General features: G+C 62.9%; 27 protein-coding genes and 1 pseudogene. 13 read left to right on the forward strand and 15 right to left on the reverse strand.

The window, feature by feature from the left end; translation table 11 throughout:
- Nucleotides 1-6 precede the first annotated feature (6 nt).
- Nucleotides 7-774 (reverse strand): glycerophosphodiester phosphodiesterase, encoded by a 768-nt coding sequence (ugpQ, locus tag ACQ4WM_RS11685; protein WP_436546838.1) that lies wholly within the window; start codon nucleotides 772-774, stop codon nucleotides 7-9.
- A 169-nt stretch (nucleotides 775-943) separates the two neighbouring features.
- Between ugpQ and ACQ4WM_RS11690 the strand changes: the two genes are divergently transcribed.
- Entirely contained in the window at nucleotides 944-2,047 is a 1,104-nt protein-coding gene (locus ACQ4WM_RS11690; protein ID WP_436546839.1) for a sensor histidine kinase, read from the forward strand.
- A complete protein-coding gene (locus ACQ4WM_RS11695) occupies nucleotides 2,044-2,880 on the forward strand; it encodes a LytR/AlgR family response regulator transcription factor (protein WP_436546840.1) in 837 nt (278 codons plus the stop codon). The genes ACQ4WM_RS11690 and ACQ4WM_RS11695 overlap by 4 nt, the downstream gene beginning before the upstream one ends.
- An 11-nt stretch (nucleotides 2,881-2,891) precedes the next feature.
- Here ACQ4WM_RS11695 and ACQ4WM_RS11700 read toward each other — a convergent pair whose 3' ends face one another.
- On the reverse strand, nucleotides 2,892-4,154 hold the full coding sequence (locus tag ACQ4WM_RS11700) for an MFS transporter (RefSeq protein ID WP_436546841.1): 1,263 nt from the start codon (nucleotides 4,152-4,154) through the stop codon (nucleotides 2,892-2,894).
- 107 nt (nucleotides 4,155-4,261) lie between these two features.
- Here ACQ4WM_RS11700 and ACQ4WM_RS11705 point away from each other — a divergent pair, with 107 nt between their 5' ends.
- A complete protein-coding gene (locus ACQ4WM_RS11705; RefSeq protein WP_436546842.1) occupies nucleotides 4,262-5,176 on the forward strand; it encodes a LysR substrate-binding domain-containing protein in 915 nt (304 codons plus the stop codon).
- 14 nt (nucleotides 5,177-5,190) lie between these two features.
- On the opposite strand, the pseudogene ACQ4WM_RS11710 reads toward ACQ4WM_RS11705, so the two are convergent.
- Nucleotides 5,191-5,370 (reverse strand): annotated as a pseudogene (locus ACQ4WM_RS11710) (LysR family transcriptional regulator); the annotation flags it as partial.
- A 112-nt stretch (nucleotides 5,371-5,482) separates the two neighbouring features.
- Between ACQ4WM_RS11710 and ACQ4WM_RS11715 the strand changes: the two are divergent.
- Nucleotides 5,483-5,809, forward strand: coding sequence for an AtuA-related protein (locus tag ACQ4WM_RS11715; RefSeq protein WP_436546843.1), 327 nt, complete (start codon nucleotides 5,483-5,485; stop codon nucleotides 5,807-5,809).
- A gap of 112 nt (nucleotides 5,810-5,921) precedes the next feature.
- Here ACQ4WM_RS11715 and ACQ4WM_RS11720 read toward each other — a convergent pair whose 3' ends face one another.
- The 4 genes from ACQ4WM_RS11720 to ACQ4WM_RS11735 are packed head-to-tail and all read right to left on the reverse strand — an operon-like array spanning nucleotide 5,922 to nucleotide 10,615.
- Complete coding sequence (locus ACQ4WM_RS11720) at nucleotides 5,922-7,331, reverse strand: ABC transporter ATP-binding protein (protein WP_436546844.1); 1,410 nt, start codon at nucleotides 7,329-7,331, stop codon at nucleotides 5,922-5,924.
- A complete protein-coding gene (locus tag ACQ4WM_RS11725) occupies nucleotides 7,324-8,091 on the reverse strand; it encodes an ABC transporter permease (RefSeq protein ID WP_436546845.1) in 768 nt (255 codons plus the stop codon). Before ACQ4WM_RS11725 ends, ACQ4WM_RS11720 begins: the two co-directional genes overlap by 8 nt.
- On the reverse strand, nucleotides 8,088-9,020 hold the full coding sequence (locus ACQ4WM_RS11730) for an ABC transporter permease (protein ID WP_436546846.1): 933 nt from the start codon (nucleotides 9,018-9,020) through the stop codon (nucleotides 8,088-8,090). Before ACQ4WM_RS11730 ends, ACQ4WM_RS11725 begins: the two co-directional genes overlap by 4 nt.
- Nucleotides 9,017-10,615: an ABC transporter substrate-binding protein gene (locus ACQ4WM_RS11735; protein ID WP_436546847.1), complete on the reverse strand. Its 1,599-nt coding sequence runs from the start codon at nucleotides 10,613-10,615 to the stop codon at nucleotides 9,017-9,019. Before ACQ4WM_RS11735 ends, ACQ4WM_RS11730 begins: the two co-directional genes overlap by 4 nt.
- A 42-nt stretch (nucleotides 10,616-10,657) precedes the next feature.
- Here ACQ4WM_RS11735 and ACQ4WM_RS11740 point away from each other — a divergent pair, with 42 nt between their 5' ends.
- Nucleotides 10,658-10,957 (forward strand): YciI family protein, encoded by a 300-nt coding sequence (locus tag ACQ4WM_RS11740; RefSeq protein WP_436546848.1) that lies wholly within the window; start codon nucleotides 10,658-10,660, stop codon nucleotides 10,955-10,957.
- A 110-nt stretch (nucleotides 10,958-11,067) separates the two neighbouring features.
- On the opposite strand, the gene ACQ4WM_RS11745 is transcribed toward ACQ4WM_RS11740, so the two are convergent.
- The 4 genes from ACQ4WM_RS11745 to ACQ4WM_RS11760 form a co-directional block, all read right to left on the reverse strand.
- On the reverse strand, nucleotides 11,068-11,940 hold the full coding sequence (locus ACQ4WM_RS11745; RefSeq protein WP_436546849.1) for a DUF6178 family protein: 873 nt from the start codon (nucleotides 11,938-11,940) through the stop codon (nucleotides 11,068-11,070).
- Nucleotides 11,941-11,968: 28 nt separating this feature from the next.
- Nucleotides 11,969-12,769 carry a hypothetical protein gene (locus ACQ4WM_RS11750; protein WP_436546850.1) on the reverse strand — a complete coding sequence of 267 codons (801 nt, stop codon included), beginning with the start codon at nucleotides 12,767-12,769 and terminating at the stop codon, nucleotides 11,969-11,971.
- Nucleotides 12,759-13,271, reverse strand: a complete 513-nt coding sequence (locus ACQ4WM_RS11755; RefSeq protein WP_436546851.1) for a hypothetical protein — start codon at nucleotides 13,269-13,271, stop codon at nucleotides 12,759-12,761. Before ACQ4WM_RS11755 ends, ACQ4WM_RS11750 begins: the two co-directional genes overlap by 11 nt.
- A 96-nt stretch (nucleotides 13,272-13,367) precedes the next feature.
- Complete coding sequence (locus ACQ4WM_RS11760; RefSeq protein WP_436546852.1) at nucleotides 13,368-13,661, reverse strand: DnaJ domain-containing protein; 294 nt, start codon at nucleotides 13,659-13,661, stop codon at nucleotides 13,368-13,370.
- A 161-nt stretch (nucleotides 13,662-13,822) separates the two neighbouring features.
- On the opposite strand from ACQ4WM_RS11760, the gene ACQ4WM_RS11765 reads away from it, so the two are divergent.
- From ACQ4WM_RS11765 to ACQ4WM_RS11775, 3 genes are all read left to right on the forward strand, one after another.
- Nucleotides 13,823-15,589 carry a glutamine--tRNA ligase/YqeY domain fusion protein gene (locus tag ACQ4WM_RS11765; protein WP_436546853.1) on the forward strand — a complete coding sequence of 589 codons (1,767 nt, stop codon included), beginning with the start codon at nucleotides 13,823-13,825 and terminating at the stop codon, nucleotides 15,587-15,589.
- A 207-nt stretch (nucleotides 15,590-15,796) separates the two neighbouring features.
- Nucleotides 15,797-17,626 (forward strand): CHASE domain-containing protein, encoded by a 1,830-nt coding sequence (locus ACQ4WM_RS11770; RefSeq protein WP_436546854.1) that lies wholly within the window; start codon nucleotides 15,797-15,799, stop codon nucleotides 17,624-17,626.
- Between the two features lie 189 nt (nucleotides 17,627-17,815).
- The gene (locus ACQ4WM_RS11775) at nucleotides 17,816-18,493 is read left to right on the forward strand and encodes a glycine-rich domain-containing protein (RefSeq protein WP_436546855.1); all 678 of its coding nucleotides are present in this window, start codon (nucleotides 17,816-17,818) and stop codon (nucleotides 18,491-18,493) included.
- An 89-nt stretch (nucleotides 18,494-18,582) separates the two neighbouring features.
- On the opposite strand, the gene ACQ4WM_RS11780 is transcribed toward ACQ4WM_RS11775, so the two are convergent.
- The 3 genes from ACQ4WM_RS11780 to ACQ4WM_RS11790 all read right to left on the reverse strand — a co-directional run bounded on the left by ACQ4WM_RS11780 (nucleotide 18,583) and on the right by ACQ4WM_RS11790 (nucleotide 20,484).
- Nucleotides 18,583-18,822, reverse strand: a complete 240-nt coding sequence (locus ACQ4WM_RS11780) for a hypothetical protein (RefSeq protein ID WP_029496207.1) — start codon at nucleotides 18,820-18,822, stop codon at nucleotides 18,583-18,585.
- A gap of 393 nt (nucleotides 18,823-19,215) precedes the next feature.
- Nucleotides 19,216-19,476 carry a hypothetical protein gene (locus tag ACQ4WM_RS11785; RefSeq protein WP_436546856.1) on the reverse strand — a complete coding sequence of 87 codons (261 nt, stop codon included), beginning with the start codon at nucleotides 19,474-19,476 and terminating at the stop codon, nucleotides 19,216-19,218.
- 87 nt (nucleotides 19,477-19,563) lie between these two features.
- Nucleotides 19,564-20,484 (reverse strand): sugar nucleotide-binding protein, encoded by a 921-nt coding sequence (locus ACQ4WM_RS11790; protein ID WP_436546857.1) that lies wholly within the window; start codon nucleotides 20,482-20,484, stop codon nucleotides 19,564-19,566.
- 12 nt (nucleotides 20,485-20,496) lie between these two features.
- Between ACQ4WM_RS11790 and ACQ4WM_RS11795 the strand changes: the two genes are divergently transcribed.
- The 5 genes from ACQ4WM_RS11795 to ACQ4WM_RS11815 all read left to right on the forward strand — a co-directional run bounded on the left by ACQ4WM_RS11795 (nucleotide 20,497) and on the right by ACQ4WM_RS11815 (nucleotide 25,323).
- On the forward strand, nucleotides 20,497-21,522 hold the full coding sequence (locus ACQ4WM_RS11795) for a CDP-6-deoxy-delta-3,4-glucoseen reductase (RefSeq protein WP_436546858.1): 1,026 nt from the start codon (nucleotides 20,497-20,499) through the stop codon (nucleotides 21,520-21,522).
- An 83-nt stretch (nucleotides 21,523-21,605) separates the two neighbouring features.
- Nucleotides 21,606-22,877, forward strand: coding sequence for an MFS transporter (locus ACQ4WM_RS11800; RefSeq protein WP_436546859.1), 1,272 nt, complete (start codon nucleotides 21,606-21,608; stop codon nucleotides 22,875-22,877).
- Nucleotides 22,878-22,917: 40 nt separating this feature from the next.
- Nucleotides 22,918-23,583, forward strand: a complete 666-nt coding sequence (locus ACQ4WM_RS11805; RefSeq protein ID WP_436546860.1) for a DUF1345 domain-containing protein — start codon at nucleotides 22,918-22,920, stop codon at nucleotides 23,581-23,583.
- 209 nt (nucleotides 23,584-23,792) lie between these two features.
- Nucleotides 23,793-24,170: an HPF/RaiA family ribosome-associated protein gene (locus ACQ4WM_RS11810; RefSeq protein WP_436546861.1), complete on the forward strand. Its 378-nt coding sequence runs from the start codon at nucleotides 23,793-23,795 to the stop codon at nucleotides 24,168-24,170.
- Nucleotides 24,171-24,357: 187 nt separating this feature from the next.
- Nucleotides 24,358-25,323: a GGDEF domain-containing protein gene (locus tag ACQ4WM_RS11815; protein WP_436546862.1), complete on the forward strand. Its 966-nt coding sequence runs from the start codon at nucleotides 24,358-24,360 to the stop codon at nucleotides 25,321-25,323.
- Here ACQ4WM_RS11815 and ACQ4WM_RS11820 read toward each other — a convergent pair.
- A complete protein-coding gene (locus tag ACQ4WM_RS11820; protein WP_436546863.1) occupies nucleotides 25,320-25,919 on the reverse strand; it encodes a DUF5610 domain-containing protein in 600 nt (199 codons plus the stop codon). The two genes, ACQ4WM_RS11815 and ACQ4WM_RS11820, sit on opposite strands and share 4 nt — an antisense overlap.
- Between the last annotated feature and the right edge of the window lie 111 nt (nucleotides 25,920-26,030).

Raw genomic sequence — 26,030 nt, forward strand, 5'->3', positions numbered from 1 at the left:
CTGGGGTCAGACCCGACGGGTCTGACCCCGGATTTCTGTTGCGTCTTCCATATATTCAATGGCATCTATCCTGTCCGTACAAAACCCATCCACGCCCCACCCCAGCAACTCATCCGCCCGCTCCACCGTATTGACGGTATAGCAAAATACCCCGTATCCCTCTGCCTTGACCGCCTGCACCTGCTGCCGTGTCAGTATATTGTGATCGCAATGCATGGCCACCACGCCCAGCGTTCTCGCCTGCGCCAGCCAGTCATCTGGCAGTTCGTCAACCAGCCAGCCGCGCGCCAGTTCCGGCGCCGCCGCGCGGGCCGCTTCCAGCGCAGCGGTGCTGAACGACGACAGCAAGGGCAACGATCCACCAGCGGCAAAATACTGGCGCGTCAGCCGCGCCACCACCTCACCCGTCTCTACCTCGAAGCCCGGCGCCGGCTTGATTTCGATATTCATCCAGATGCCCTGCTGCTTGCAATAAGCGACCACTGCCTCGAACGTCGGCACGCCTTCACCTGCAAACTGCGGGCCAAACCAGCTGCCCGCATCCATTGCCGCCAGCTGCGCCGCCGTGTAGTCGGGAATCGCGCCGCTGCCGGCCACCGTGCGGCCCAGGTCCACGTCGTGCACCACGACCGGTACGCCGTCTTTTGCCAGCATGACGTCGAATTCAACCGCGCGGTAGCCATAAGCCAGGCCGCAGCGCAGGGCGGCAATCGTGTTTTCAGGCGCCAGCGTGCCGCCGCCGCGGTGCGCCACAGTGCGTGGGTAGGGCCACATAATATGTCCTCGTGATGATGATCCAGCCATCATCGCGTGCAACAGCCGGCTTGTAAAGGAGGACGGCCTGGTGCGTTTGGCGCCATGTACGGCCCGTTTCGTCGCAGCCCCCTTGCGCGGCTCACCGTGTGCACCGACAATTGCCGTACAGCCAACCAGAAAGCTTCGCATGCCCACCATCGACACCGTCCCCCGCAAGCAGGGCTTTCCCTACCAGCGACTGCTGGCCGATGCGCGCTATGCGCTGCTGCTCAACGTCCTGTGCGCGCTCTTCGTCACTTACGTGTTGAGTGGTGGACAAAGCTTCTTGCTCAACTTGCTTGCGTCGATGTGCATCGGCGGCATCGCCTTTCTGCTGATCGACGGCATCCGTCTGGCATGGTGGGGTGAACAGCGGCGTGCACCATTGCTGCCCTTCATTGCCGTGATCATCGTCAGCGGCATCGTGGCACAAGTGACAGGCACCATGATGTTTGGCTGGCTGGCAAATATCGACGTTCCCGCGCCCATCGCCATGTCGCCGCGCAATGTCGGCATGACGGTTTTCACGCTGGCGGCGGCAAGTGCGGCCTTCCTGTTCTTTAGCAGCCGGGAAAGGATTACGCGCCTTCAAACAGAAGCTGCGCAAGAAAAAGCGCGCGCCGAATCGGTGGCGCGCCAGGCCATGCAGGCACAGCTGCAGCTGCTGCAGGCGCAGATCGAACCGCATATGCTGTTCAACACCCTGGCCAACCTGCAGGGCCTGATCAGCTTTGACCCGGACCGCGCCCAGCTGCTGCTCGACCAGCTGATCCAGTACCTGCGCGCCACCCTCAGTTCCTCGCGCATGGAGGCGACCACCCTGGAACAGGAATTCAAGCTGATGCAAGCCTACCTGGGCCTGATGGTCGTGCGCATGGGCGCACGCCTGAACTACACGCTGGACCTGCCCGACGACTTGCGCAGCGCACGCCTGCCGCCCATGCTACTGCAGCCATTGGTGGAAAACGCCATCCAGCACGGCCTGGAACCGAAGATCGAAGGCGGCCATATCACCGTGCAGGCCAGCGTTGACGGCGGCCAGCTGACCCTGACAGTGATGGATGACGGCCTGGGCCTCGATCATCCGGGCCAGACCAAGGGTACCCAGCTGGGCGTGACGAATATCCGCGAACGGCTGCAGGTCATGCATGGCGACAGCGCCCGCCTGACTTTGAACCCCAACGATGCCGGCGGCGTGACCGCCCGTTTGACCTTGCCATTTCAACCCTCAACGACCACCACCACACCATGACCGATTCACCCCACGCCTCTGCCCCCATCCGCGCCCTGATCGCCGAAGACGAACCGATACTGGCGGCCGCCCTCGCCCACGCCCTGCGCCGCCTGTGGCCGGCGCTCGAGATCGTCGCCAGCTGCGCCAATGGCGTGGAAGCCTTGCTGCAAGGCCTGGCCCTGCGCCCCGATATCTTGTTTTTGGATATCAAGATGCCGGGCAAGACGGGCCTGGAAGCGGCCGAAGAACTGGCCGAGCAGTGGCAGGACGGACCAGACGGCACGCCGTTTCCACAGATCGTGTTCGTCACCGCCTATGACGACTACGCGCTGGCTGCCTTCGAGCAGGCCGCCGCCGATTATGTATTGAAACCCGTCAACGACGCGCGGCTGGGCAAGACGGTGGAGCGTTTGCAGCAGCGGCTGCAGGCGGCAAAGCCGGCAGCCACGGCCACCGCGCCCGCGCCTGCCGACGACAACCTGGCCCGCCTGCTGACCCAGTTACAGGCGATGACGCCAGCGGCGCCGCGCCTGCAAATGATACGGGCGGCGGTCGGCAACAGCGTACGCATGATCCCTTTGGCCGACGTGGTCTACTTCGAGGCGCTGGACAAATATATCAACGTGGTGTGCCGCGACGGCGAAGCGCTGATACGCACCAGCCTGAAGGAATTGCTGCCGCAGCTGGACCCGCAGCAATTCTGGCAAATCCACCGCGGCACCATCGTCAACGCCGGCGCGATTGCCAGCGCCGTGCGCGACGAGGCCGGCAAGCTGTCACTGACTTTGCGCCAGCATCCGACGCAGCTGCGCGTCAGTCCGCTGTACGCCCACCTGTTCCGGCAGATGTAGCACCAGGCGCTTCAGCCTGCCGCGACGCGCGCGCCCAGCGACTGCAGCTGGCGCAGCTTCATGGCAATCAGCACGCCACCGCCCAGGCAGAGGCTCAGCATGGCGACCACGCCGGTCCAGCCGTCGAAGCCCCACATCATGCCCGAGGCCGAACCGAGCAGGCTGGACCCGAGGTAGTAGAACAGCAGGTAGAACGCCGAGGCCAGCGCCTGCGGCGCGCGGGCGCGGCGGCTGACCCAGCTGCTGGCAATCGAGTGCGAGGCAAAGAAGCCGAAGGTGGCCAGTGCCATGCCGGTCACGATCAGCGGCAGATAATCGAACAGGGTCAGGACGATACCGGTCAGCATGATTGACAGCATAATCCACAGCACGCCGCGCCGGCCCAGGCGGTCCACCAGGCGGCCGGCCCATACCGAGCTGAAAATCCCGATCAAGTACAGGAATGCCAGCAGGCCGACCGTACTCTGGCGCAAGCCGAACGGCGCGGCCAGCAGGCGGTAGCCGATATAGTTGTACAGGCTGACAAAGCAGCCCATCAGCAGGAACGCCAGGCAGAACAGCCAAGGCAGGCCCTGGTCCGAAAAATGCTGTTTGACGGCATGCGGCAGCGCCTGCCAGCCGCGTGTCGAGGGCACGAAGTTTTTCGAGGCCGGCAGGCTGCGCCAGAACTCCGCCGCTGCCAGCAAGCCGGCCACACCCAACACACCGAGCGCCCAGCGCCACGACAGAAAGTCGCTCAGCAGCGAGGCGATCAAGCGCCCCGACATGCCGCCAAACGCGCTGCCGGCGATATACAGGCCCATTGACAGGCCCAGCGACGGGCCTTCGATTTCCTCGCCCAGATAGGCCATGGCCACGGCCGGCATGCCGCCCAGCGCGATCCCCAGCGCGGCACGGATCGCCAGCAGTTGCGCATAATCCTGCGCAAACGCCGACAAGACAGTCAATATGGCAGCAGAAAACATCGACGCCACCATCAGCGGCTTGCGCCCGACGCGGTCCGAAACGGCGCTCAGCAGCAGCAGCGAGATGGCCAGCAAGCCGCTCGATACCGACAGCGACCAGCTGCTTTGCGCCGGCGTCAGGTGAAACTGCTGCGACAGCAGCGGAAACAGCGGCTGTATGCAGTACAGCAAGCTGAAAGTGGAAAAGCCGCCGAAGAACAGCGCGCGGTTGCTGCGCCTGAATTCGGCCGTGCCCTTGGCAATCGCCATGCGTGGCGCAGGGCAAACGATGGTGGACGTGGTGGAAAAAACTAGCGATGAGTCAGACATGACGGTGTCCGGAGAGAGGGAGCCTCCATGATAGGATTTGCCAACTCATATCGTCCAATATATATTCAAGGCCTAACTCATACTTTAAAACGATTACTGAAACCACTATGGAACTGCGCCACCTGCGTTACTTTGTCGCCGTTGCCGAAGAATTGCACTTCACGCGCGCGGCCGAACGCCTGCATATCGGCCAGCCGCCACTGAGCCAGCAGATCCAGGCGCTGGAAGCGGACGTGGGCGCGCAGCTGTTCGAGCGCAACAAGCGCTCGGTGCGGCTGACGCAAGCGGGCAGATTGTTCCTGGACGATGCGCGCCGCATCCTGGCGCTGTCCGAACAGGCTGGCGTAACGGCACGCCGGGCCCAGCGCGGCGAAGCGGGCGAACTGCGCATCGGCTTTACTTTTTCAACGCCGTTCACGCCGTATTTCGCCACCGTCATCAACCGCTACCGGCAGCTGTTCCCGCACGTGACCTTGACCCTGCACGAGATGGCGACCCTGCATCAGCTGGAAGCGATTTCCGCGCGCACCATGGATCTCGGCTTCGTGCGCCCGCCCGAGACGGCCTATCCGGGCAATGTCAGCCTGACGGAACTGCGCCAGGACCCGCTGTTGCTGGTCCTGCCGGTGGCGCACCGGCTGGCGGCCAAGTCCTCGATTGCAATTGCCAACATGGCCGGCGAAGGTTTCGTGATGTACCCCAAGGATGCCGGTACCGGCATCCATCCGCATATTTTCAGACTGTGCAAGGCAGCCGGTTTCGTGCCGAAAGTGGTCCAGGAAGCAGGCGAAGCGTCGACCATTATCGGCCTGGTGGCGGCCGGCTGCGGCATCTCGGTGCTGCCAGCCTCGTTTGATCGCATCCGCATGGACGGCGTGTGCTACCGGCCCATCGCCGACCCGCAAGCGACCACCAGCTTGCTGCTGGCGCAGCGCGAGGAAGAGACCTCGCCGCTGGTGGCGGCGTTCGTCAAGCTGGCCAAAGCGGCGGCGCTGGCAGCCGCGCCGGAAGGCGGCACTTAAGCACTCGATCCACTGCCCAGGCCATGCTCGATCAGCCCGGCGACAGTGGCCAGGTGTTCCACTTCCAGGCCGCTGTCGCGTACCGCCACGCCTTGCATCAAGCGTTCCACATGCTGGCGTACGCTGGTCGATTTCGCCCGGTGGATCAGTTCACAACCAGCCAGGTCGACCAGCTGCACGCGGCGCTTGCGGGCCGGCCAGCGCACCATCGCGCTGGTCCAGCAGGCGAGCGCTGTGGTGGCCGTGCGCGCTACCCTGCTCGCCGAAACGCTGGTAACAGCCACCATCCACTTCGGGGAGAATTGAATGACGATTGCCAAAACCCTCGCGCTGCGCGAACTGGCGCATGCGCGCGCCGGCGACAACGGCGATATTTCGAACCTGTCCTTGACCGCCTGTCACCGCAAAGACTATGCACTGCTGCTGCGCGAGGTGACGCCCGAGCGCGTGCGCAAGCATTTCGAGGGCGTGGTTCACGGTAGCGTCACCCGCTACGAACTGCCGCAACTGGGCGCGCTGAACTTCGTGATGCAGCAGGCACTGGGCGGCGGCGTGACGCGCTCGCTGGCCTTGGACGCGCATGGGAAGTGTTTGGGGGCGGCGTTGCTGGCGATGGAGAGCGTGGTGCCTTGAGTGGATGCCGTACGTTAGCTTCATCTTCACAACAGAAGCAAATTCAGGGGTCAGACCCGGCGGGTCTGACCCCAGCTTTCCGCCGTTGGGTTAAACAAGCACTCGTGACCATTCACCTGCTTTGCAGCTCAATCCGCCGCTGCGCCACCGCCCGCGCAATCTCGCAGTCGTGCGTTACCAGCAGCACCGCGCAGCCGCTGTCGCCGGCCACTTCCAGCAGCAGGTTCAAGGTCTCCTGCTGGGTGATGGGGTCGAGTCGCGAGGTCGGCTCGTCGGCAAAAATCAGGGCCGGTTTCAACAGCAGCACGCGCGCCAGCGCAAAGCGCTGCAGTTCGCCACCGGATACCTGTGACGGCAGGCGGTCCAGCAGATGTTCCCCGAGCCGCAAGCGCGCCAGCAAAGGCGCTAACGCAGCCCATTGCAAGCCATGCAGCGCCAGCACATCGGCCAGCGCTGTACGCAATGTCAGCGTGGGGGCAAAGGCCGCCGCCGGATCCTGGTACAGCTTTTGAAATGCCGTGCGCGGGAGGCCTGCCGCGCGCGTGACCGTGCCCGCATCGGGCCGCAACAGTCCCAGCAGCAGATTGCCGAAGGTCGTCTTGCCGGCGCCGCTCTCGCCGGTAATGGCCACCATTTCGCCACGGCGCAGTTCAAGGCTGATGCCGGAAAACAGGCAATGCTTGCCAAACGATTTGCCGACATTGTCCACGCGCGCGACGACCTCACCCGGTGTGCGCAGCGCTGGCCGTAGCGGCCAGGCCGCCGGATCGGCCGCCAGCAGCGCGCGCACATACGCATGCGCGGGCTGCGCCAGCAGTTGTCCGGCACGCCCCTGCTCAATCACGGCACCCTCAAACATCACGGCGACTTCGCCACCGAGCGCGCGCGCCAGCCAGACGTCGTGGGTAATGCACAGCACCGCCATACCGTCTGCTTGCGCGGCGCGCAGCATGGACAGCATCTCGCCGCGCTTGCCGCTGTCGAGGCCCTTGGTCGGTTCGTCAACGATCAACAGGCGTGCACCAGCTGCGTGGGTGGCCAGAAAGGCGACGCGCTGCGCCATGCCGCCCGATATCTGGTGCGGATACAAGTGCGCCGCATCCTGCAGGCCCAATTGCTGCAGGTCGCGCAGCGCCGCCTGGCGCGCCTGGCCCGCGCTCTTGCCTGCCACCAGTTCATGGGTTTCCGCGACCTGATTGAGCACGCGCATGGTCGGATCCAGCGCCAGCCACGGTTCCTGCGGCAGCAGCGCCACCGCCCTGCCCCACAGGCGCTGGCGCGCATGCTGGTCGGCCGCATCGAAGTGCTGGCCATCGATGGTAAGGGCGCCTTCGGCCCGTAGCCCACCGGCAAGCGTGCCCATGATGGCTTGCGCCAGCAGCGATTTTCCCGAGCCGCTCTCGCCCAGCAGAGTCAGCACGCCGCCGGACGCCACGCGCAGGCTGACGCCATCGACAATCGCCTTGCCGCTGGCGGCGTCAAACACGCGCAGATCCGATACATCCAAGAGAAACTCACTCATGGCTGTCCCCGATCAGCATCAACCCCAGCATCGTGAAAAACAACAGCGCCACCGGCGCGCCCACCAGCCACGGCGCTTCGCTGTAGTACGGCAGCAGTTCGATCATCATCACGCCCAGTTCCGGCGTGGGGGGCTGCAGGCCGACGCCGATAAAACCCAGTGCCGCCATCGCCAGCACCGCGCCGCCAAGCCCGAAGCGCATCAGGGTGGCCAGGCGCGGCAGCAGCACCGGCGCCAGGTGGCGGCGCACGATGTACAACGGGCCAAAGCCCAGCAAGCGTGACGCTTCCACCTGCGGCCCGCTAAGGAGCAGCGCGCTGGCGCTGCGCGTGACGCGAAAATACTCGACCCACAGCGCCAGCGAAATACCCACATACAAAGGCCAGAACTGGCCCGGCGCAAACGCGGCCAGCAGCAGCACCAGCAACAGCCCGGGCAAGGCCAGCACCGCGTCGGCCAGCGCGCTCAGGCCACGCTCGAACCAGCCGCCGCGCCAGGCCGCCAGCACGCCCAGCACGGTGCCCGGCACGGCCGCGCTCAATACACTCACCACCGCCATCGCCAGCGACAGTTGCGCGCCATGGGCCAGGCGCGCCAGCATGCTGCGGCCCAGGTGATCGAGGCCCAATGGGTGGGCCAGACTGGGCGCTTCGAGGAAGCGTGGAAGAATTTGGCTGGCCGGATCGATGCCGACCAGCGCCGGGCCAAACAAGGCAAAGCCGGTGATCGCCAGCAGCAGCACAGTCCCGACGCGCTTCATGCCTGCCGCGCGCGCGGATCGAGCGCCGCGCAGGCCAGGTCGACCACGCAGTTGAACAGCACGAACAGCAAGCCCAGCACCAGCGCCGTGCCCTGGATCATGGTGACATCGCGCGCGAAGATGGCGTGCACCAGCGCGTGGCCGATGCCGGGCCAGGCGAAAATGGTCTCTACCAGCACCACGCCTTCGACCAGGTACACCAATTGCACGGCCGTGTAGGCCACCACCGGCGTGGCGACATTGCGCACACCATGGCGCAGCAGCGCGTCGCCGGCACGCAGGCCTTTGCTCAAGGCGAACGCATAATAGGCGGAGCCGCGCACCTCTTTCATGGCGTCGCGCGCCACCCGCGACGACACGGCTGCCAGGCCCAGCGCCAGGGTCAATGCCGGCAGCAGCAGGCTGTCCTGATCGGCATGGCCGGCGGCCGGCAGCGAGCGCATCTGCACTGCAAACACCAGCACCAGCAACAGCGCCAGCACGAACGGCGGCATGGCGCGCAGCAGCACCGACAGCGCCAGGTTGACACGATCGAACCAGCCGCCGGGACGCAAGCCGGCCAGCACGCCCGGCAAAGGCCCCAGCGGCAGCGACAGCAGCACCGCCATCAGCGACAGGCGCAGTGTCTGGCCCAGCTGCATGCGGATTTCTTCAAACACCGGTTGCGCCGTGACCAGCGACACGCCCAGGTCGAAGCGCAGCAGCCTGCCCCACCAGTCGGCCAGCGCGGCCAGCGGCGCGCGGTCCAGCCCCAGCTCGATACGCACGGCCTGCGCGGCGGCTGCATCGACCATCTCGTAGCCATAGCGGCCGGCGGCGATGCGATAGGCGGTGTCGCCGGGCAGCATGCGCGTCATGAAAAAGCACAGGGTGCCGACCAGCAGCGCCACCAGCAGCGCCTGCACCAGGGCTTTGAATATCGTCTTCATGTGGCTTTCCAGGTCAATGCCGAAATACGGTAGCTGCGCTCGAACGGGTCGATGCTGGCGCCGGCCACGCGGCGCGAGACGGCCATGGTCTGGCGGTACCACACGATGGGAATCACGGGCAGGCCCTGCTGCAGTTCACGCGCCACGTCGGCGCGCAGCCTGACGGCCTGGGTACTGCCAGCCAGCACGCCGCCGTTCGACAGGCGCGCCAGCGCATCGCTCAACGGTGCGCTGTGCCAGCCCATGGCGCCCCAGTCGCCACCCTGCATGCCGTAATCGTCGGCCAGGGTGGCGACCGGATCGGGCAGGCTACCGAAATTGCGCGCCACCAGGCCGATTTGCAGCGCGCCGCTGCGATGGCCGGCCGGAATATCGCTGGAATTTCCCACCACGACTTTCACGGCGATGCCGACCTGACGCAGTTCTTCCTGCACCGCGGTGGCGATCAAGGGCAGCTCGGGACGGTCGACAAAGGTGGTCAGGGTGATCTCGAAGCGCCGGCCATCGCGCCGCACGATGCCATCGGCGCCTGGCAAGAAACCGGCCCGGCGCAGCAGCGCGCGCGCTGCCGCCGGGTCGCCGCGCAATGGCGCCAGCGCCGGCTGGTGCCATTGCGCCATCACCGGCGGAAACAGCTGGCTGGCGCCCAGGTCATCGTCGCGCAGCAGCGCGCGCGCAATGCCTGGCCGGTCCAGCGCCAGGCTGATGGCGCGGCGCACGCGCACGTCTGCCAGCAGCGGATGGCCGGCGTTCAATTTCAAAAACGTGGTGCGCGGCAGCGGCGCGGCTACCAGTTGCACCTCGCGCCGGCCCTGCAGCCGGCGGATGCTGGGCGGGTCCAGCGAGAAGGCAAGGTCGGCCTGGCCGCTTTGTACCATCAGCGTGCGCGTTTCGGCGCGCGACACGCTGATATAGCGGGCGCGCCGCACTGCCGGCGGCGCGCCGCGCCACTGCGCAAAAAACGCCACGTCGAATTGCTGCGGCAGCGAGATGGCGGTGATTTTGTAGGGACCGCTGCCGACGATGCGCAGCACGCGGCCATCCGCGCCATACGACGACGGCGCCAGGATCTGCGTGCCCGAATGGGTGAATAAATACGGCAGCGGCGCATACGGCTGCGCCAGGCGCACCACGATGGCGCCGCGCGACACCGTCATGCTGCGTATGCGGGCCAGGCGCAATACGCCCGGCGCGGCAAGGGCGCGCCTGAGCGACGCCAGCACGGTGCCGGCGATCAAAGGCGAGCCGTCATGGAACAGCCGGCCCTGTTCGATAAAGAAGCGCCATTCCAGCCCGTCGTTCGACACTTCCCACTCGCTGGCCACCGCCGGCAGCAAACGCCCCTGGTCGTCGGCGTCGAGCAGGGTCTGCACCACCTCCATGCGGCTGAACATATAGCCGCCACGCGATGGCTCCAGCCCTGTCAGCTCCCATGGACCGACCACGGTCAGGGTATCCTTGCTGGCCGGGACGATGGCCGCGTGTTCGCTCAGCGGGCCGTCATGCGCGCGTGCCTGCGGCAGCACCAGGGCGGTGCCGGCCGCCAGCAGTCCTGACAAGCGCAGCAGCGCTTTTCGCCTGTCGTGTTCTGTCATAGAATGAAGTCCCTGATAGTAGATACAGACTGGAGCGATTGCATGATCTTTGTTTTTCACCTGACCTACAAGCCCGATAGCGGCCATATCCGCACCAAAGCTCTGCCCGAACACAAGGCCTACCTGGGCCTGCAGGCCGAACGCATGGCCTTTGCCGGCCCCCTGACCAGCGACGACGGCGCGACCATGATCGGCAGCCTGCTGGCCATCGATTTCGCCGACCGCGCGGCAGCCGAAAGCTGGCTGGCCAACGAGCCGTTTACCAAGGCAGGACTATATGGCGCGGTGAGCATCCACGCTTTTAATAATCTGTGGCCGCAGAAGGTGGGGTTTCCGGCCTGACACGACGGCGCATGAAAACTGTAGGGGTCAGGCGGGGACGCCTGGTCCCTCAAGGCCGCAAACGCAGAGTTCATTGCTGACGGGCGAGGGGGTCTGACCCCAGATTTCAATTACGAATAATCCGCATCCAGCTCCGACCCTGCATAATTTTCCAGGTCCTCGAACAGGCTTTTCATGCTGGCGCGCGTGAGGATCTTTTGCACCACGGTGCAGCTGCGGCGATACGAGGCGATGCGCTCGAGCAGCACCGGATGATGCTGCACCGGCACCTTGGCCACCAGCGCCGCCCAGCCCTCTTCGAAGTCCGGCTTGTTCTTGCGCACCGAGCGCACGAAACGCTCGAATTCTTTCTGGCCCGTGCGCGCCATGATGCGCCCGCCGCCTTCGATGGCGAAGATGATGGCCAGCGCGATCACGCCTTCGGCATTCAAATCGCTGTCGCTGACGGGGCCATGGTCATGGTGGCGGCGCAGCCAGTTGGCCAGGCGCACCACGGCCTGCACTTCCTTGCGCTGCTGCAGTTGCAGCGCATATTTTTCGGCACCGGACCAGTTCTGGTTCGGGTCGGCCTGGCAGATATCGACGAACAGCTCGCGCAGGCGCCGCTGCAGGTAGACCGGGTCCTGGTCGTACTCGCCCACCAGCGCGTCTTCGGGCAACTGCGACAATTCCTTGATCAGGCGAAAGCCCACCTGGAACGCATGTTCGGCGCCATGCTCGACCAGGAAGTCGAGCGCGGCCTGGTCATTTTCCAGGTGCAGCGCGTTTTCCAGGCCCAGCGAAACGCAGCCCACTGTCAGGTACAGGGCCTTCTGGATACCGTCGGCCGTGCGCTCGTTGGTGAACTTCTCGGCCACCATGGCCGTGATACCCGTCAGTTCATCGGCCAGGCTCAAGGCCGCGTCGTCGCGCGGGTCACCCGGCAGCAGCTTGATGGCGCGCACCAGGCGCGGCAGGTTCTCTACAACTATTGCTGGCAGCATCAATGATTCCTTGCTTTACTGATGTTCATCACGAGAAGATGCCGGTACCCAGGCTGCGGCGCGCGCCGGCGCGTGGCGCGCTGCGCGTGCTCGGCACTTGCTTGCGCAGGCGGTACAGCAGTTCCTTGGTACTGCGCTGCAGCATCGTCGGCTCTTCGTCCGGGTCGTCCGTATATTCGGCATCGGCCAGGTCGGCACTGTGGCGAAACTCGGGGAACAGTTCGAACAGCGCGCGGTCCCAGCCATCTTCGTTGGCTTGCGCCAGTTCGATCGCCAGCGGCACGACGTCGTTGTCGGACGACGTCACGCCCGTCACGTACGGCCCCTTGATGACGATCTCGCCCGCCACTTCCAGGATTTCCTTAGGTGCCATCGAGAACAGGATGGCAAACGCAGTGGCACCCCAGTCAGTGGCCGAGGCTTCCAGCAGCAGTTCGCGGCGGCGCTCAAGATCATCGGTGGAAAACACCACGCCGTGGACATGCGCAAACAGCGACTCGGCGATGCGCTCGGGATCGTCCTCGATCTGGTCGTCGCTCCAGGTGGCGGCGATAAAGGCCAGGCTGTCGGCCCAGGCCTTGGGCGGCACCAGCAGGGTCGCCAGCGACATCTTGCCGCCGTCGAAACCAGCCAGGTGCAGGGCGGTTACTTGCGGTGGAATTGCGTTCAGCACTTCGACCACGGCAAGGTCGCCATACTGGTCGGCCGCATCGGCAAACGCCTGCTCGGCGTGGCCCAGCGAACCGGACAGCACCAGCTCGGTAACCTGTTTCGTCAGCGCGGGAAGATTGCTCTTTTGTTCAGCATTTTTTTCAACATTATCGGCCATGGTCGTCTCCATCCTGGTCAAACATCTGGGCGAAATCGTCGGTCGCCTGGTCGTCGTCATGATCGTCGTCGCCGTCGTCATTGGCGGCCAGCTGGTCGAGCGACTGGTCGTCGTCGTCCCACAGGCGCGGATTCTTGTGCAGGAAGGCCGTGATGATGGCCTGGCGCGCCAGGTCCGGGAAGCTCTCTTCAATTGCGGCGTACATTTTCGCCGCCTCGGGCGCGGCGCAGGAGGCCATCGCAAACACGCTGGCGTTGTCGCCGAATTCGTAGTCTTCGCTTTCGGCCAAGAGGCCTTTCGGGTCGCTGAAGGTGATGTGGTCGACCAGCGCGAAGGCCAGCATGTTCACGTCTTCGATGCCACCGCCGCTGGCGTATTCGCCAACCAGTGCGTCGACCATGCTTTTATAGTTCTTGCGATTCGGCGGATCGCCGAGGATGCCTTCGATCTGGCCTTCCAGTTCACGCGACTGATAGGCGAATTCGGGGTGTACTCTTCTCATTGTCTGCTTTCCAATATGCTGCGCGGCGCCAGGGTGGAGGCGCCGTTGTTGTTGTTTTTCGGGTCATTGCCGCCAGCCGTCGCCGGCCAGGCGGCTTCAGTCTGCCGGCAGGACGGTGCCATGCAGGCGGAACACGCCGCTCCACAAGGCATAGGCTTCCGCTTCCGGGTCGATGATGATGCGGTGGTTGACGCTCTGGTCGTATTCGGCGCGCTTGGCCGGATCAGCCAGAATTTCGTATGCGCGGGTCACGCTCTTGAAGCGCGCTTCGGCGCCGGGCGCCTGGTTGCGGTCGGGGTGGAAGCGCATCGCCAGCGAACGGTAAACCTTCTTGATCTCGTCATCGCTGGCATTGGGGGCGACACCGAGGACGTTGTATAAATTTTCCATGGCAGGCTCCGGAGGCACGTTTTTTGCAAATTAAAGTACGATTATCCTATAGAACGGCTTGCGCGTCGCTGCCACGCTGCTTTCCGGCTGAAAATTGCCCCGGAAAAAGAAGCGGCGGTACGGTAAAATGCTCTTCACTGTCACTCTACCCGCATTGATCAATGAGCAACGATAAACCGAATACTGCAGCACCGGCGCTGGCGCCCAATTTTTTGCGTAACATCATCGAAGCCGACCTGTCTGCAGGCACGCACGTGCGTCCCGGCATGCCGCAGGTGATCACGCGTTTTCCGCCCGAGCCGAACGGCTACCTGCACGTGGGCCACGCCAAGTCCATCTGCGTCAACTTTGGCCTGGCGCGCGACTATGCCGGCCAGTGCAACCTGCGCTTCGACGACACCAACCCGGCCAAGGAAGAGCAGGAATACGTCGACACCATCATGGACAGCGTGAAATGGCTGGGCTTTGACTGGGAACCGAAACAAGCCGATGGCCAGAGCCACCTGCACTACGCCAGCGATTATTTCGACCAGTTGTATGCCATGGCCGAGTATCTGATCACGGCCGGCTTTGCCTATGTCGACAGCCAGAGCGCCGAAGACATGGCCGCCAACCGCGGCAATTTCGGCCAGGCCGGCAAGAATTCGCCGTTTCGCAACCGCCCTGCCGAAGAATCGCTGGCGCTGTTCCGCGCCATGAAGGCAGGCCAGTTCAAGGATGGCGAGCACATCCTGCGCGCGAAAGTGAGCGAAGACGCCATGAGCTCGCCGAACATGAACTTGCGCGACCCGGCCATCTACCGCATCCGCCATGCGCACCACCACCGCACGGGCGACGCCTGGTGCATTTATCCGATGTACGACTACACGCATCCGATCTCGGACGCGCTGGAAAACATCACCCATTCGATCTGCACGCTGGAATTCCAGGATCACCGCCCGTTCTACGACTGGCTGCTCGACACCTTGTCCAAAGGCGGCTTTTTCGCCCGCCCGGTACCGCACCAGTATGAATTCTCGCGCCTGAACCTGACGTATATCGTCACCAGCAAGCGCAAGCTGCGCCAGCTGGTGGAAGAAAAAATCGTCGACGGCTGGGACGACCCGCGCATGCCGACCCTGGTGGGCATGCGCCGCCGCGGCTACACGCCGGAAGCGATTCAATTGATGTGTGAACGCACGGGCGTGACCAAGTCCGACGGCTGGATCGACTACAGCGTGCTCGAAGGCTGTTTGCGCGAAGACCTCGATCCGAAAGCGCCGCGCACGGTGGCCGTGCTGCGTCCGCTGAAACTGATCATCGACAATTTCCCTGAAGGCACAAGCGTGGAATGCACGGCGCCCGTGCACCCACACTTCCCCGAGCGTGGCCTGCGCACCTTCCCGATCTCGCGCGAGCTGTGGATCGAAGAAGACGACTTCATGGAAGTGCCGAACAAGGGTTACTTCCGCCTGTATCCGCCGATCGACGACAAGCCGGGCAGCCGCGTGCGCCTGCGTTACGGCTATGTGATCGAGTGCACCGGCTACGACAAGGATGAAAACGGCAAAGTCATCGCCGTGCATTGCAACTACTTTGAAGACAGCAAATCGGGCACCGAAGGCAGCTCCACCTACAAGGTCAAGGGCAATATGCACTGGGTCAGCGCACCGACGGCAATCGCTGCCGAAGTGCGTTTGTACGACCGCCTGTTTACCGATCCGCAGCCAGACGCAGGCGGCAAGGATTTCAAGCTGGCCTTGAATCCGCTGGCCAAGGAAGTAGTGCAGGCGTGGCTGGAACCAGGCGCCGAACTGGCCCAGCCGGAAGATCGCTTCCAGTTCGAACGCCACGGCTATTTTGCGGCCGACAGGGTCGACAGCCAGCCGGGCAAGCCGGTGTTCAACCGTATCGTGACGCTGAAAGACAGCTGGCAAGCGACGAAGTAAGCTGCCTGCTGCGCACCAGACCAAAAAACCGCTGCGGCGGTTTTTTTTCGTTCCAAGCGTGGTTTAGTTGAGAAAAAATATTCCATACCGGCCATAACGTGAGACTTTTTATATATGATGGGGAAGATTAAGTAATTTGCAATTGTTTCGACACTGGCGTACCGCGGAAGGCAGCGCCACCCGATTCCACCTCTGATGCGGATTGCAATGGCTGCTGATGCCAATGGCGAGAGCCTGCTGACATGTGAAAAAAGGCCGCTCTGGCTGCTCAGTTGCGTACTGTCGCTGTGCGTCGGCCTGCTGTTCCATATGGCAGCAGCCATGTCGATCGACCACGATGCACGCATGCTGTTCGACAGCCTGGCACATTCCACCAAGCAAAGTATCGATATGCGCATCAAGTCTTACAGCGATTTGCTGCGCGGCGCGGCCAGCCTGTTCCGCGTCAGCGACCAGGTCACTCGCGAGCAATTCCATGCCTACGTCAGCAATCTGGACCTGCAAAAAAACTTTCCCGGCGTGATGAACCTCAACTACTGCAAGGCGCTCGACCACGCCGGCCGTGCGGCTTTCGAAGCGGCCATGCAGCGCGACTACCCTGCCGGGCGCGACGGCTACCCTGCTTTTGCCATCGACCCGCCGGAGCCGCGCGACTGGTATTCCGTCCTGGTGTATATCGAACCGATCAGCAGCGCGCCGGAAAAATATGGCCATGACATCGCCGTGCGCCCGCCCGTCGCCAGGGTATTGTTGCAATCGCGCGACTCTGGAGAGGTCAGCAATTCCGGCCTGCAAGTCCCCATGCCCGGCCGCCCCCATCTGGAGGGCATGGCCATGCGCTTGCCGGTCTACCGCAACGGCATGCCGGTCGGCACGGTGCAGCAACGCCGCGCCGCCTACCAGGGTTCGGTGGGGCTAGGCTACGACCTGGCGCTGATGGTGCACGGCGTGCTGGCCGCGATGCCGGTGCGCAATGTTCGTCTGACACTGTTCGACATCGGCACGCAGACCACCGAACCGCAGCCGCTGGCGCACGACACCCGCCCCCTGTTCGACAGCGCGGCGGCCGGCGGGCCGCTACCGTGGTGGCAGCCGGGCGGTTCGCGCAAATACCTGAGCAGCACGATGCTGATCGACTATAACGGCCGTGTCTGGCAAGCGCTGTTCAGCGTGCGCAAGAGCGACCTGTACACGCCATTCGAAACGTATCTGCCCTGGCTGGCGCTGCTGGTGGGCTTTACCGGCAGCATGCTGTTGTACACCGTGCTCCACACGCTGGCCTCGTCGCGCCTGCGCGCCATCCGGATGGCCACCGCAATGACCGACGAATTGCGCGCCAGCCAATTGCGCCTGCAGCAATCGCACCAGAAGCTGCGCCGCCTGGCGGCCCACGCCGACCATATCAAGGAAGAAGAACGCAAACGGATCGCGCGTGAAATCCACGATGACCTGGGGCAAAACCTGCTGGTATTGCGCATCGAAGCCGACATGCTGGCGTCGCGCACGCAGCAGCAGCACCCGCGCTTGCATGCCCGGGCGCGCGCTACCCTGCGCCAGATCGACGCCACCATCAAGAGCGTGCGCCAGATCATCAACGACTTGCGCCCTACCGTGCTGGACCTGGGCGTCAACGCCGCCGTGGAATGGCAGGCGGCGCAGTTCCGTGCGCGCACCGGCATCGCTTGCGAGGTCAGTGAAAGCCATGGAGACATCAGCGTCAGCGACCAGTGCGCCACCGCCCTGTTCCGCATCCTGCAGGAATCGTTGAGCAATATTTCGCAGCACGCCAGCGCCAGCAGGGTGCAGATCAAGCTGGAGAAATACCACGGCAACGTCTGGCTCACCGTCAGCGACAACGGCGTCGGCGCCGGCACCGACGGGCGCAACAAGCACGGCTCGTTCGGTCTGGTCGGCATCGAGGAGCGCATCAAGCTGCTGGGCGGCACTTGCCTGATCGACAGCAGCCCCGGCGCGGGCATGAGCGTCCAGGTGAGCGTGCCACTGGACGCCAGCATGCAAGACTTCTCCCATCAGTAAAACAACAGCGGTCACTATCAAGATGCAAGTCGCCGTGCCGGGCGCAGCGGTGGCATATGCTTGCGCGGCGTTCGATTCGATGCAATATTAATGGTTTCTTAACTGACTTTTCCAGGAGTCCACGCGACCAGCCAGCACCCACGCCACCCCCTTGCGCAGTTTTTCCGGTGACACTCTTAAAGGATATTCATGGATACGAACCTCGATTTCAAGGCGATTGCCGATCTGAACCTGGACGCAATCAAAGTCAAACTGATGCACCGGGAATCCGGCGAAGGCTGGAGCCTGGAAAAGGCCAATGCAGTGGAATTCGAATACCGCCGCTTCCTGATCCTGATGAAACAATTCCCGGAAGAGGAAACGGCACCACTGATGGATGTCGATACCTTCTGGCACTACCATATCCTTGACACCCTGAAATATGCGGCCGACTGCGAACAGGTATTCGGCTACTTCCTGCACCACTTTCCGTATATCGGCCTGCGCGGCGAAGACGACGAAGCGGCGCACCAGCGCGTGGGCGAGCGCATGAAACAGTTGTACGAGCAAACCTTCGGCGAGGCCTATGTGCGTGCTGAAACAGCGTATTCGGGAAGAGCGGTGCAGGCTGCCTATTCGGGACGGGCAGTACAAGCGGCGTATTCGGGACGCGCCGTGCAGGCGGCCGCTTACTCGGGCCGCACGGTGCAGGCAGCGTATTCAGGACGGGCTACAGGGGCGGTGACGGCGTTTTCCAGCGCACCAGCCTCGCTCAGCGCGGCGCTGGTCGCCACGTCCACCGCATCGTTTGCCGATGGGGACGTCAAGCGTTTCTATGTCGACAGGCCGGTCTTGCGCCAGGACACCAGGACAACGCATAAAAGTTGATTGCGGATTCACCATCCTGGCTGCCGCACGCGGCAAGCCTGTTTACAACCCAGACGGCAGCTCTCAGTTTGCCGTCTGCCTGGCCACACTCAGGCAGCCATCAGTTCGCGCAGTTCGCGAATGCTGAAATCGCTGATTTCATGCATGCGTATCAGAATCGTGGCGCCGATCGGCAAGGTGTTATGACGAATCTTGCTGATCACCGGTGGTGCCACTTCCAGCGCACGCGACAGGGCCGCGTCGTTTTTCAGTTGCAGCTTGTCGATGATGGCATCGAGCACGCGGTTAGGGTTATAGGTAGGCAGAGAGGTAATTTGTTTGAGAGACATGGTGAGAAATCCGTACTTGTTGTATTAAGGCAAAAAAAGACTGGTCGTCGCTTTTGCGCTAATTCAGGGTCAACACACTAAAAAGCGCCATTGCTTGTGCGGCTTTTAACCGACAGGCAATATAATACACTTATTTGTTGATTTTTGCTTAACTTGAAGCAAAAATGTGACAATTGAAGAGAATTGGCGCACCTGGAATGTGCTAGAGGATAACTCAAAACAATATACTTTGCTGCAAGTCGTCCATTTTTCAGAAACATGGAGGCGGCCTTGCGATACCTGGCCAGCAGCAAGGCGTGCAACGGCATGCTGCTGCCAGCGTGGCGACTTTCGGGAAGCGGGAACATCGCCGGCGCAGGAAGGCCGGCACAGGCGCAGGGGCGCCGGGACAACTTACTTGTTTTTCTGGCGCACGCGCTGCTGTTGTTTTTCCTGCGTTTGCTGCCGGTTCTGCTTGCGCTCGTACAAGGTGACGGCGTCTTTTTTGGCCTGCTCCATCGTACGCATCGCTTCGTGGTCGTCGTGCGGCACGAAAAATTCGGCGTCCTGCGCCGCCATGACGAGCTTGATGGCGGCCTCGTCATCGAGGTCATACAATTCCGTCAGTACGGTGGTCACTTCGTCCAGGAATGCTTCGTAGGTCAGGGTAGTCATCGGTGTAATCCTTGGTTGATCAGGCGCGCGGCAGACAGGCTCGGCAAGTTCCCCGGCCTGTGAAAAGTGCGGAAACAACCGCGCATTTTAACTGATGCCGGCCTTGCCGTCTGTCAGTAACTGCAAGGCATCGGCCACGCGCGCATGGCGCAGGCGCACACCGAGTTCGCGCTTCAAGCGCCGATTGTCCAGGCGCCGCGATTCGGACATGAACGACAGCAGCATCGGCGTGACCACTTCTTTCAGCTCTTCGCGCGGCAGGCGCGGCGGACGCGGCAGGCCGAAAGCGTCGGCCACCGCATCGAAATACGCCGCCATTTTCATCTCGCTGTCATCGCTGGCATGGTAGACACGCCCACCCGCCCGCATGCGCCACAGCGCGTGCAGCACAATGTTTGCCAGGTCGTCGGCATGGATGTGATTGGTGTACACGTCGTCAAGCTCGGCCAGCGCCGGCGTGCCTTCGCGCAAGCGTTTCAGCGGCAGGCGGTCGGCCGCATAAATGCCGGGCACGCGCAAAATCGCCAGCCGCGCCGCGCGCCGCGCGCCCCAGGCACGCAGCACGGTCTCGGCGTCCAGGCGCCGCCGCGCGCGCGCGTTTGACGGCGCCGGCGTGCGCGTTTCGTCGATGCGCTCGCCGCCGCAATCGCCATACACGCCGCTGGTACTGACGTACACCAGGCGCGCATGCTCAGGTAAAATGGCGGCCAGATTGCGCGTGCGCCGGTCCAGCAGGCCGCTCGATTGGGGCGGCGCCAGATGCACGATCCACGGCGCCAGCCCGGCCAGCCGGCGCAGGCTGGCGCGGTCGTCAAGGTCAGCCACGATCGGCACGGCGCCGGCGGCGCGCAGTTCGGCGCAACGGCCAGGCTGGCTGGTGACGGCAAACACGCGAAAGCGTACGCGCAGCAATGGCAAGAGCCGCATGCCGACATCGCCACAGCCCAGTATCAGCAGGCGCGGCAGGCCCAACGGTTTGCGCAATGGTTCAATAAATATGTTTTTCATCTCAAGGATTGTATGACTTTTCAAATTACTGTTGAGCCCAGTGGCCACCAATTCAGCTGCGAAGCGGACGAAACCGTATTATCGGCCGCCATCCGCGCTGGTGTAGGCTTGCCGTACAGCTGCAAAAGCGGCGCTTGCAGCTCCTGCAAGGGCAAGGTTGTTTCCGGCAGCGTCAAGCACAAGGCCTATCAATCGCGCTCGCTGACGGACGAGGAAGCGGCGCAAGGCTTTTCCCTGCTGTGCTGCGCGATACCCCAAGGCGACCTGGTGGTACAGGCGCGCGAAGTGGCCGGCAGCAGCGACTATCCGATCAAGAAAATGCCGTCGCGCGTGACCACCATCGAAAAGGTAGCGCCCGACGTGCTGGTATTGACCCTGCAACTGCCGGCCAGCGAGCGCCTGCATTACCGCGCCGGACAGTATATCGAAATCATGTTGCGCGATAACAAACGCCGCAGCTACAGCATGGCCAGCGCTCCTGTCGAAGGCGGCCCGGTCAGCTTGCATATCCGCCATATGCCGGGTGGCCTGTTCACCGACCAGGTGTTTGGCACCATGAAAGAGCGCGACATCTTGCGCTTCGAAGGACCGATGGGCACCTTTTTCCTGCGCGAAGACTCCGACAAGCCGGTGCTGCTGCTAGCCTCGGGTACCGGCTTCGCTCCCCTGAAAGCCATCATCGAGCACATGATCAACGAGAAGTCGACGCGTCCGATCACCCTGTACTGGGGCGCGCGCCGTCCGCACGACCTGTACATGGATGGCCTGTGCCGCCAGTGGGCGGCCGACCTGCCGCAATTCACCTATGTGCCGGTGGTGTCGAACGCGCTGGACGAAGACCAGTGGCAAGGCCGCACCGGTTTCGTGCACCAGGCCGTGATGACGGACCTGCCCGACATGGCCGCCTTCCAGGTGTATGCCTGCGGCGCGCCGATCGTGGTCGAGTCGGCAAACCGCGATTTCGTCAAGCTGTGCAATTTGCCGGCCGAAGAGTTCTACGCCGACGCGTTTACCACCGAGGCTGACCTGGCGAAGTAACATCTTCCAGGCTGCGGGGCAGCGCTGCTGGTGCTCCGCATGGCACCTGTCTCTGCCCTTTCGCGTTCCCCCGGAAAGCTTTCATGTCCACAGCAATATCCGGCAACGGCTTCAGTGTCCTGCGCCACCGCAATTTCGCGTTTTACCTGTCCGCCCGCGTGCTGGGCACCCTGGCTGTGCAGATGCAAAGCGTGGCGGTCGGCTGGCAGGTGTACCAGCTGACGGGCAGCCTGTTCGACCTGGGCCTGATCGGCCTGGCGCAGTTCGCTCCCTTCCTGCTGTTGATTTTGCCGGCCGGCCATATCGCCGACCGCTATAACCGCCGCAATATCATCGCCTGGTGTTTGACGGCGCAACTGGCTTGCGCGCTGGCGCTGCTGGCGTTCACCCTGACGGGCCTGGCCGTGGTCTGGCCCGTGTTTGCCGTGCTGGTGCTGTTCGGCAGCGCGCGTGCCTTCATGATGCCGGCCACGCAAGCCGTGCTGGTCAACATGGTGCCCAAGGAAAGCTTCAGCCGCGCGCTGGCCCTCAGCTCGTCGAGTTCGCATATCGCCATCATCCTGGGGCCGACGCTGGGCGGCCTGCTGTATATCTTCGGCCCCAAGGTGGTGTATCTGATCGCCTCGGCGCTGCTGGTGCTGTCGGTGATCCTGATGCGCGCCACCACACCGGCGCCGCAAATCGTCAAGCGCGAGCCGGTCAGCTGGTCGACCTTGCTCGAGGGCCTGCGCTTCGTCTGGTCGCGCCCCATCATGCTGGGCGCCATTTCGCTCGACCTGTTCGCGGTGCTGTTCGGCGGCGCCACCGCCCTCTTGCCGGCGCTGGCGCACGATGTGCTGCATATCGGCCCGACCGGCCTGGGCTTGCTGCGCACGGCGCCCGGCGTGGGCGCGGCCGTCTGCTCGATCGCGCTGGCCTTTCACCCGATCACGCGCCGGGTCGGCGCCTGGATGTTCGGCGGCGTGGGCGTGTTCGGCCTGGGCACCATCGTGCTCGGTTCGACCGGCACCTTCATGGTGGCGCTGGTGGCGCTGTTCCTGATGGGCATCGGCGACATGGTCAGCGTCTACATTCGCCACCTGCTGGTGCAGTATGAAACGCCGGACGAAATCCGCGGCCGGGTCAGCGCCGTCAATTCCGTGTTTATCGGCGCCTCGAACGAACTGGGCGAATTCGAGTCAGGCGTCACGGCCGGCTGGTTCGGCCTGGTGCGGGCGGTGCTGTTCGGCGGCGCCGCCACCCTGGCCGTGACTGGCATCTGGGCCGTGCTGTTCCCGGTCTTGTCGCGCATGGACCGCTTCCCCCACCACGAACAGGAAGAGGCCGCCAAAACGGCCGCCGGCAAGTCCGCTTAAGGACTACCATGTGCGATCTTTCACTACACCAACTTGCATCATGAAACTTTCCCTGCCCTTCCATGGCTTTGTCCGCAGCCGCCCGCACCTGAGCCTGGCCATCGTGATCGGCATCGCGGCCGGCGTGCTGCTGCCGTCCGGCTGGGCCGCGATGACACGCGTGCTGACGACGTGGAATATCGCCGTCTGGCTGTATCTGTTCACCATGGGCGCGATGATGATGCGCGCCAATCATCACAAGGTGAAACAGATCGCCAAGCGCCAGGACGAGCGAGCGGCGATGGTACTGTGCGCACTGTCGGTGGCGTCCGTGATGAGTTTGATTGCCATCTTTTCCCAGTTGTCGTCGATCAAGGGCATGGACGAGGAGCAGCGCAGCCTGCACTACGCACTGACGATATTGACCCTGGTCGGCTCATGGTTTTTGGTAGGCACCTTGTTCTGTTTTCACTACGCCCACCTGTATTACCGCGCCGATGCCGGTCAAAGGCCATTGAAATTTCCCGACGACGAGCAGGATCCCGACTATTGGGACTTCCTGTATTTCTCTTTCACCCTGGCGGTGGCGGTGCAGACCTCGGACGTCACGGTGCAGACGCGCATGATGCGCCAGATCGTGCTGGGCCAGTCGATACTGAGCTTTTTCTTCAATCTGGTAGTGCTGGGCCTGTCGATCAATATCGCAGCCGGCCTGATCAACAACTAGATGATCAGCAACTGGATACTTGACCTGGCTGAACCGTTAAGCTCCACTTAATTGTGCGGCGCCCTTGAAATCGCGCAAACAGGAGTAAGATACATTTCATACAGCGAAGTCATACAGCGGTCATCTGGATCAGCAGTAACCGGGCGCAATGACCGTGCACCACGCTGTCGCCCGGGTTGGATTTTTTTCGAATTGACAGGAGATAGCATATGCAAATCAATATTCAAACCGACAGCACCATCGCCAACAACGCTGGACTGAACGAACATGTGCAATCCGTACTCGAAGCGGCGCTCAGCCGCTTCCGCGACAATATTACCCGCATTGAAGTCCACCTCAGCGACAGCAACGGCCCGAAAGGCGGCGCAGACGATATCCGCTGCGTAATGGAAGCGCGCGTGGCAGGCTACCAGCCGATCGCCGTTACCGAACAGAACGCCTCGGTACATCAGTCCGTCAGCGGCGCCACCGACAAACTGAAACGCGCCATCGACAGCGCGCTGGGCCGCCTGCAAGACAGCAAGCGCCACGCCACCGGCAAGCATGCCGTGACCGACACGGTGGATGCTGAAGAAGCTGCCGAATAATCCATACGCCTCTCCATCAGACCCGGGCAGCCATACAAGGCTGCCTTTGTATTTGTGCGACATAGTGACATCAAAGCAGCAAGTTGTGCTTTCAAATCAGCCATAGTTATTACTCCCAAGAACTCTTTACGTTATCATGGTGCTCACATCCCGCCGCTGGCGTGGGGTCGCTCCTGGAAAACATATCGTGGAAAAAATCGGCAACTTTAGCGCTTCGGGCTTCAATATCGGCGATTTGCAACTATTTTCCGATGCCGTGGACGAGCGTACGGCGGCCATGCTGGCACCCTGCGCGGTACTGCGGCTGGAAGCGGGAGAAGCCCTCAGCGACAACAGCGGCGCCTGCCTGTATATCGTGCTGCGCGGCTCGCTGGCGGTGGCAGCCGATACCTATACCGGCATGGATGACGGCACGGTCAGCAAGGTCTTGCCCGGCGAAAGCGTGGGCGAGCAATCGGTGCTCGATGAAGCGAGCAACCTGACCGCCATTTCCGCGCTGGAAGAAAGCGACGTGCTGGTGATCGACGCCGTGCTGGTATGGGAATTGATCGAACAGTCGAACGGCCTGGCGCGCAACCTGCTGCGCTTGATGTCGTTTCGCATCCGCGCCGCCAACGCCTTGCTGCGCCGGCGACAGAAACTGGGCGAGTTCTACCGCCAGCTGTCGATGGTCGACAGCCTGACCGGCCTGTACAACCGTGCCTGGCTCAACGATTTATTGCCGAACATGATCAGCACTGCACACGAGAGCGGCGCGCCGCTGTCGCTGCTGATGATAGACCTCGACCATTTCAAGCGTTTCAACGACCAGCACGGCCACCAGGCCGGCGACCAGGCGCTGCGCATCGCCGCCCAGGTCGTGGGCGCGGCCCTGCGCCCCACCGATTTTGCCGTGCGTTATGGCGGCGAGGAATTGATGGTCATCTTGCCTGATACCAATGAACACCTGGCCCTGCTGGTGGCCGAACGCCTGTGCGAACGCCTGCGCCAGGCCGTCATCTTCGAAGACTTGCGCTGTCCCCTGCCGCATATCACGGGCTCGTTCGGCGTGGCCAGCCTGGCCCTGCGCCAGGACGAGCACGGCCTGATCGCCACGGCCGATGCGGCGCTATACCGCGCCAAGGACGCCGGCCGCAACCGGATTGCAGTTTAAGCGGCTGCGTCTGTTTTCTTGCTGCTGTTGGCGGCGATGAAATCGGCATAGCCTTTCTGCACCAGCTCATAGGTCTTGTCGATATTGCCGGCAATATCGCCTTGCAGCACATTCAAGCCTTTCAGGATATCGCGTGCTTCCGAAAAACCTTTTTCCATGCCACCGCTGATGGTGCCCATGAATTTTGCCAAAGCGGCATCATTATCCATGCCGGGGTTCTGCTTCTTGAACGCATCGAAAAAGCCGGTCGACAGCGATACAATGCGATTCGCCGTGGCTTCGGCGCTATTGTCCTGCGATGCCGCGTTTTGCACGGCATCATCGCCAAAATCGGCTTTCAATGCTTCATTGATGCTGGTGATGGCCGATTTGTAGACCAGCGCCAGCGGATCGTTCTGCGAGCTGATCGACACATTCATGGACGCCTGCAAAATGGCGGCGTTCAACTGCAATTTCGAGCGGTCGTTGACGCTCATCTGGGCGGTACTGCCTTCGGCCTGCTTGACTTTGTCGTCCTTGCCGGCAACACCACTGGTGGTGGCGGTATTGCTGACGGAACTGGCGGAATTGCCGCTTGCGGCGATGGGAATTGACACGATAAGCCTCCTTGGACGGACATTGATTGACTCCATGCGAGAATGCGCAGTATCGCCGATCCTCTCTTTGGTAATATCGGCAAGAATTCCGAAAACTGAAGTGGCGACTTT

The sequence above is a fragment of the Janthinobacterium longum genome, from assembly GCF_051380735.1.
GTDB lineage: Bacteria > Pseudomonadota > Gammaproteobacteria > Burkholderiales > Burkholderiaceae_D > Janthinobacterium.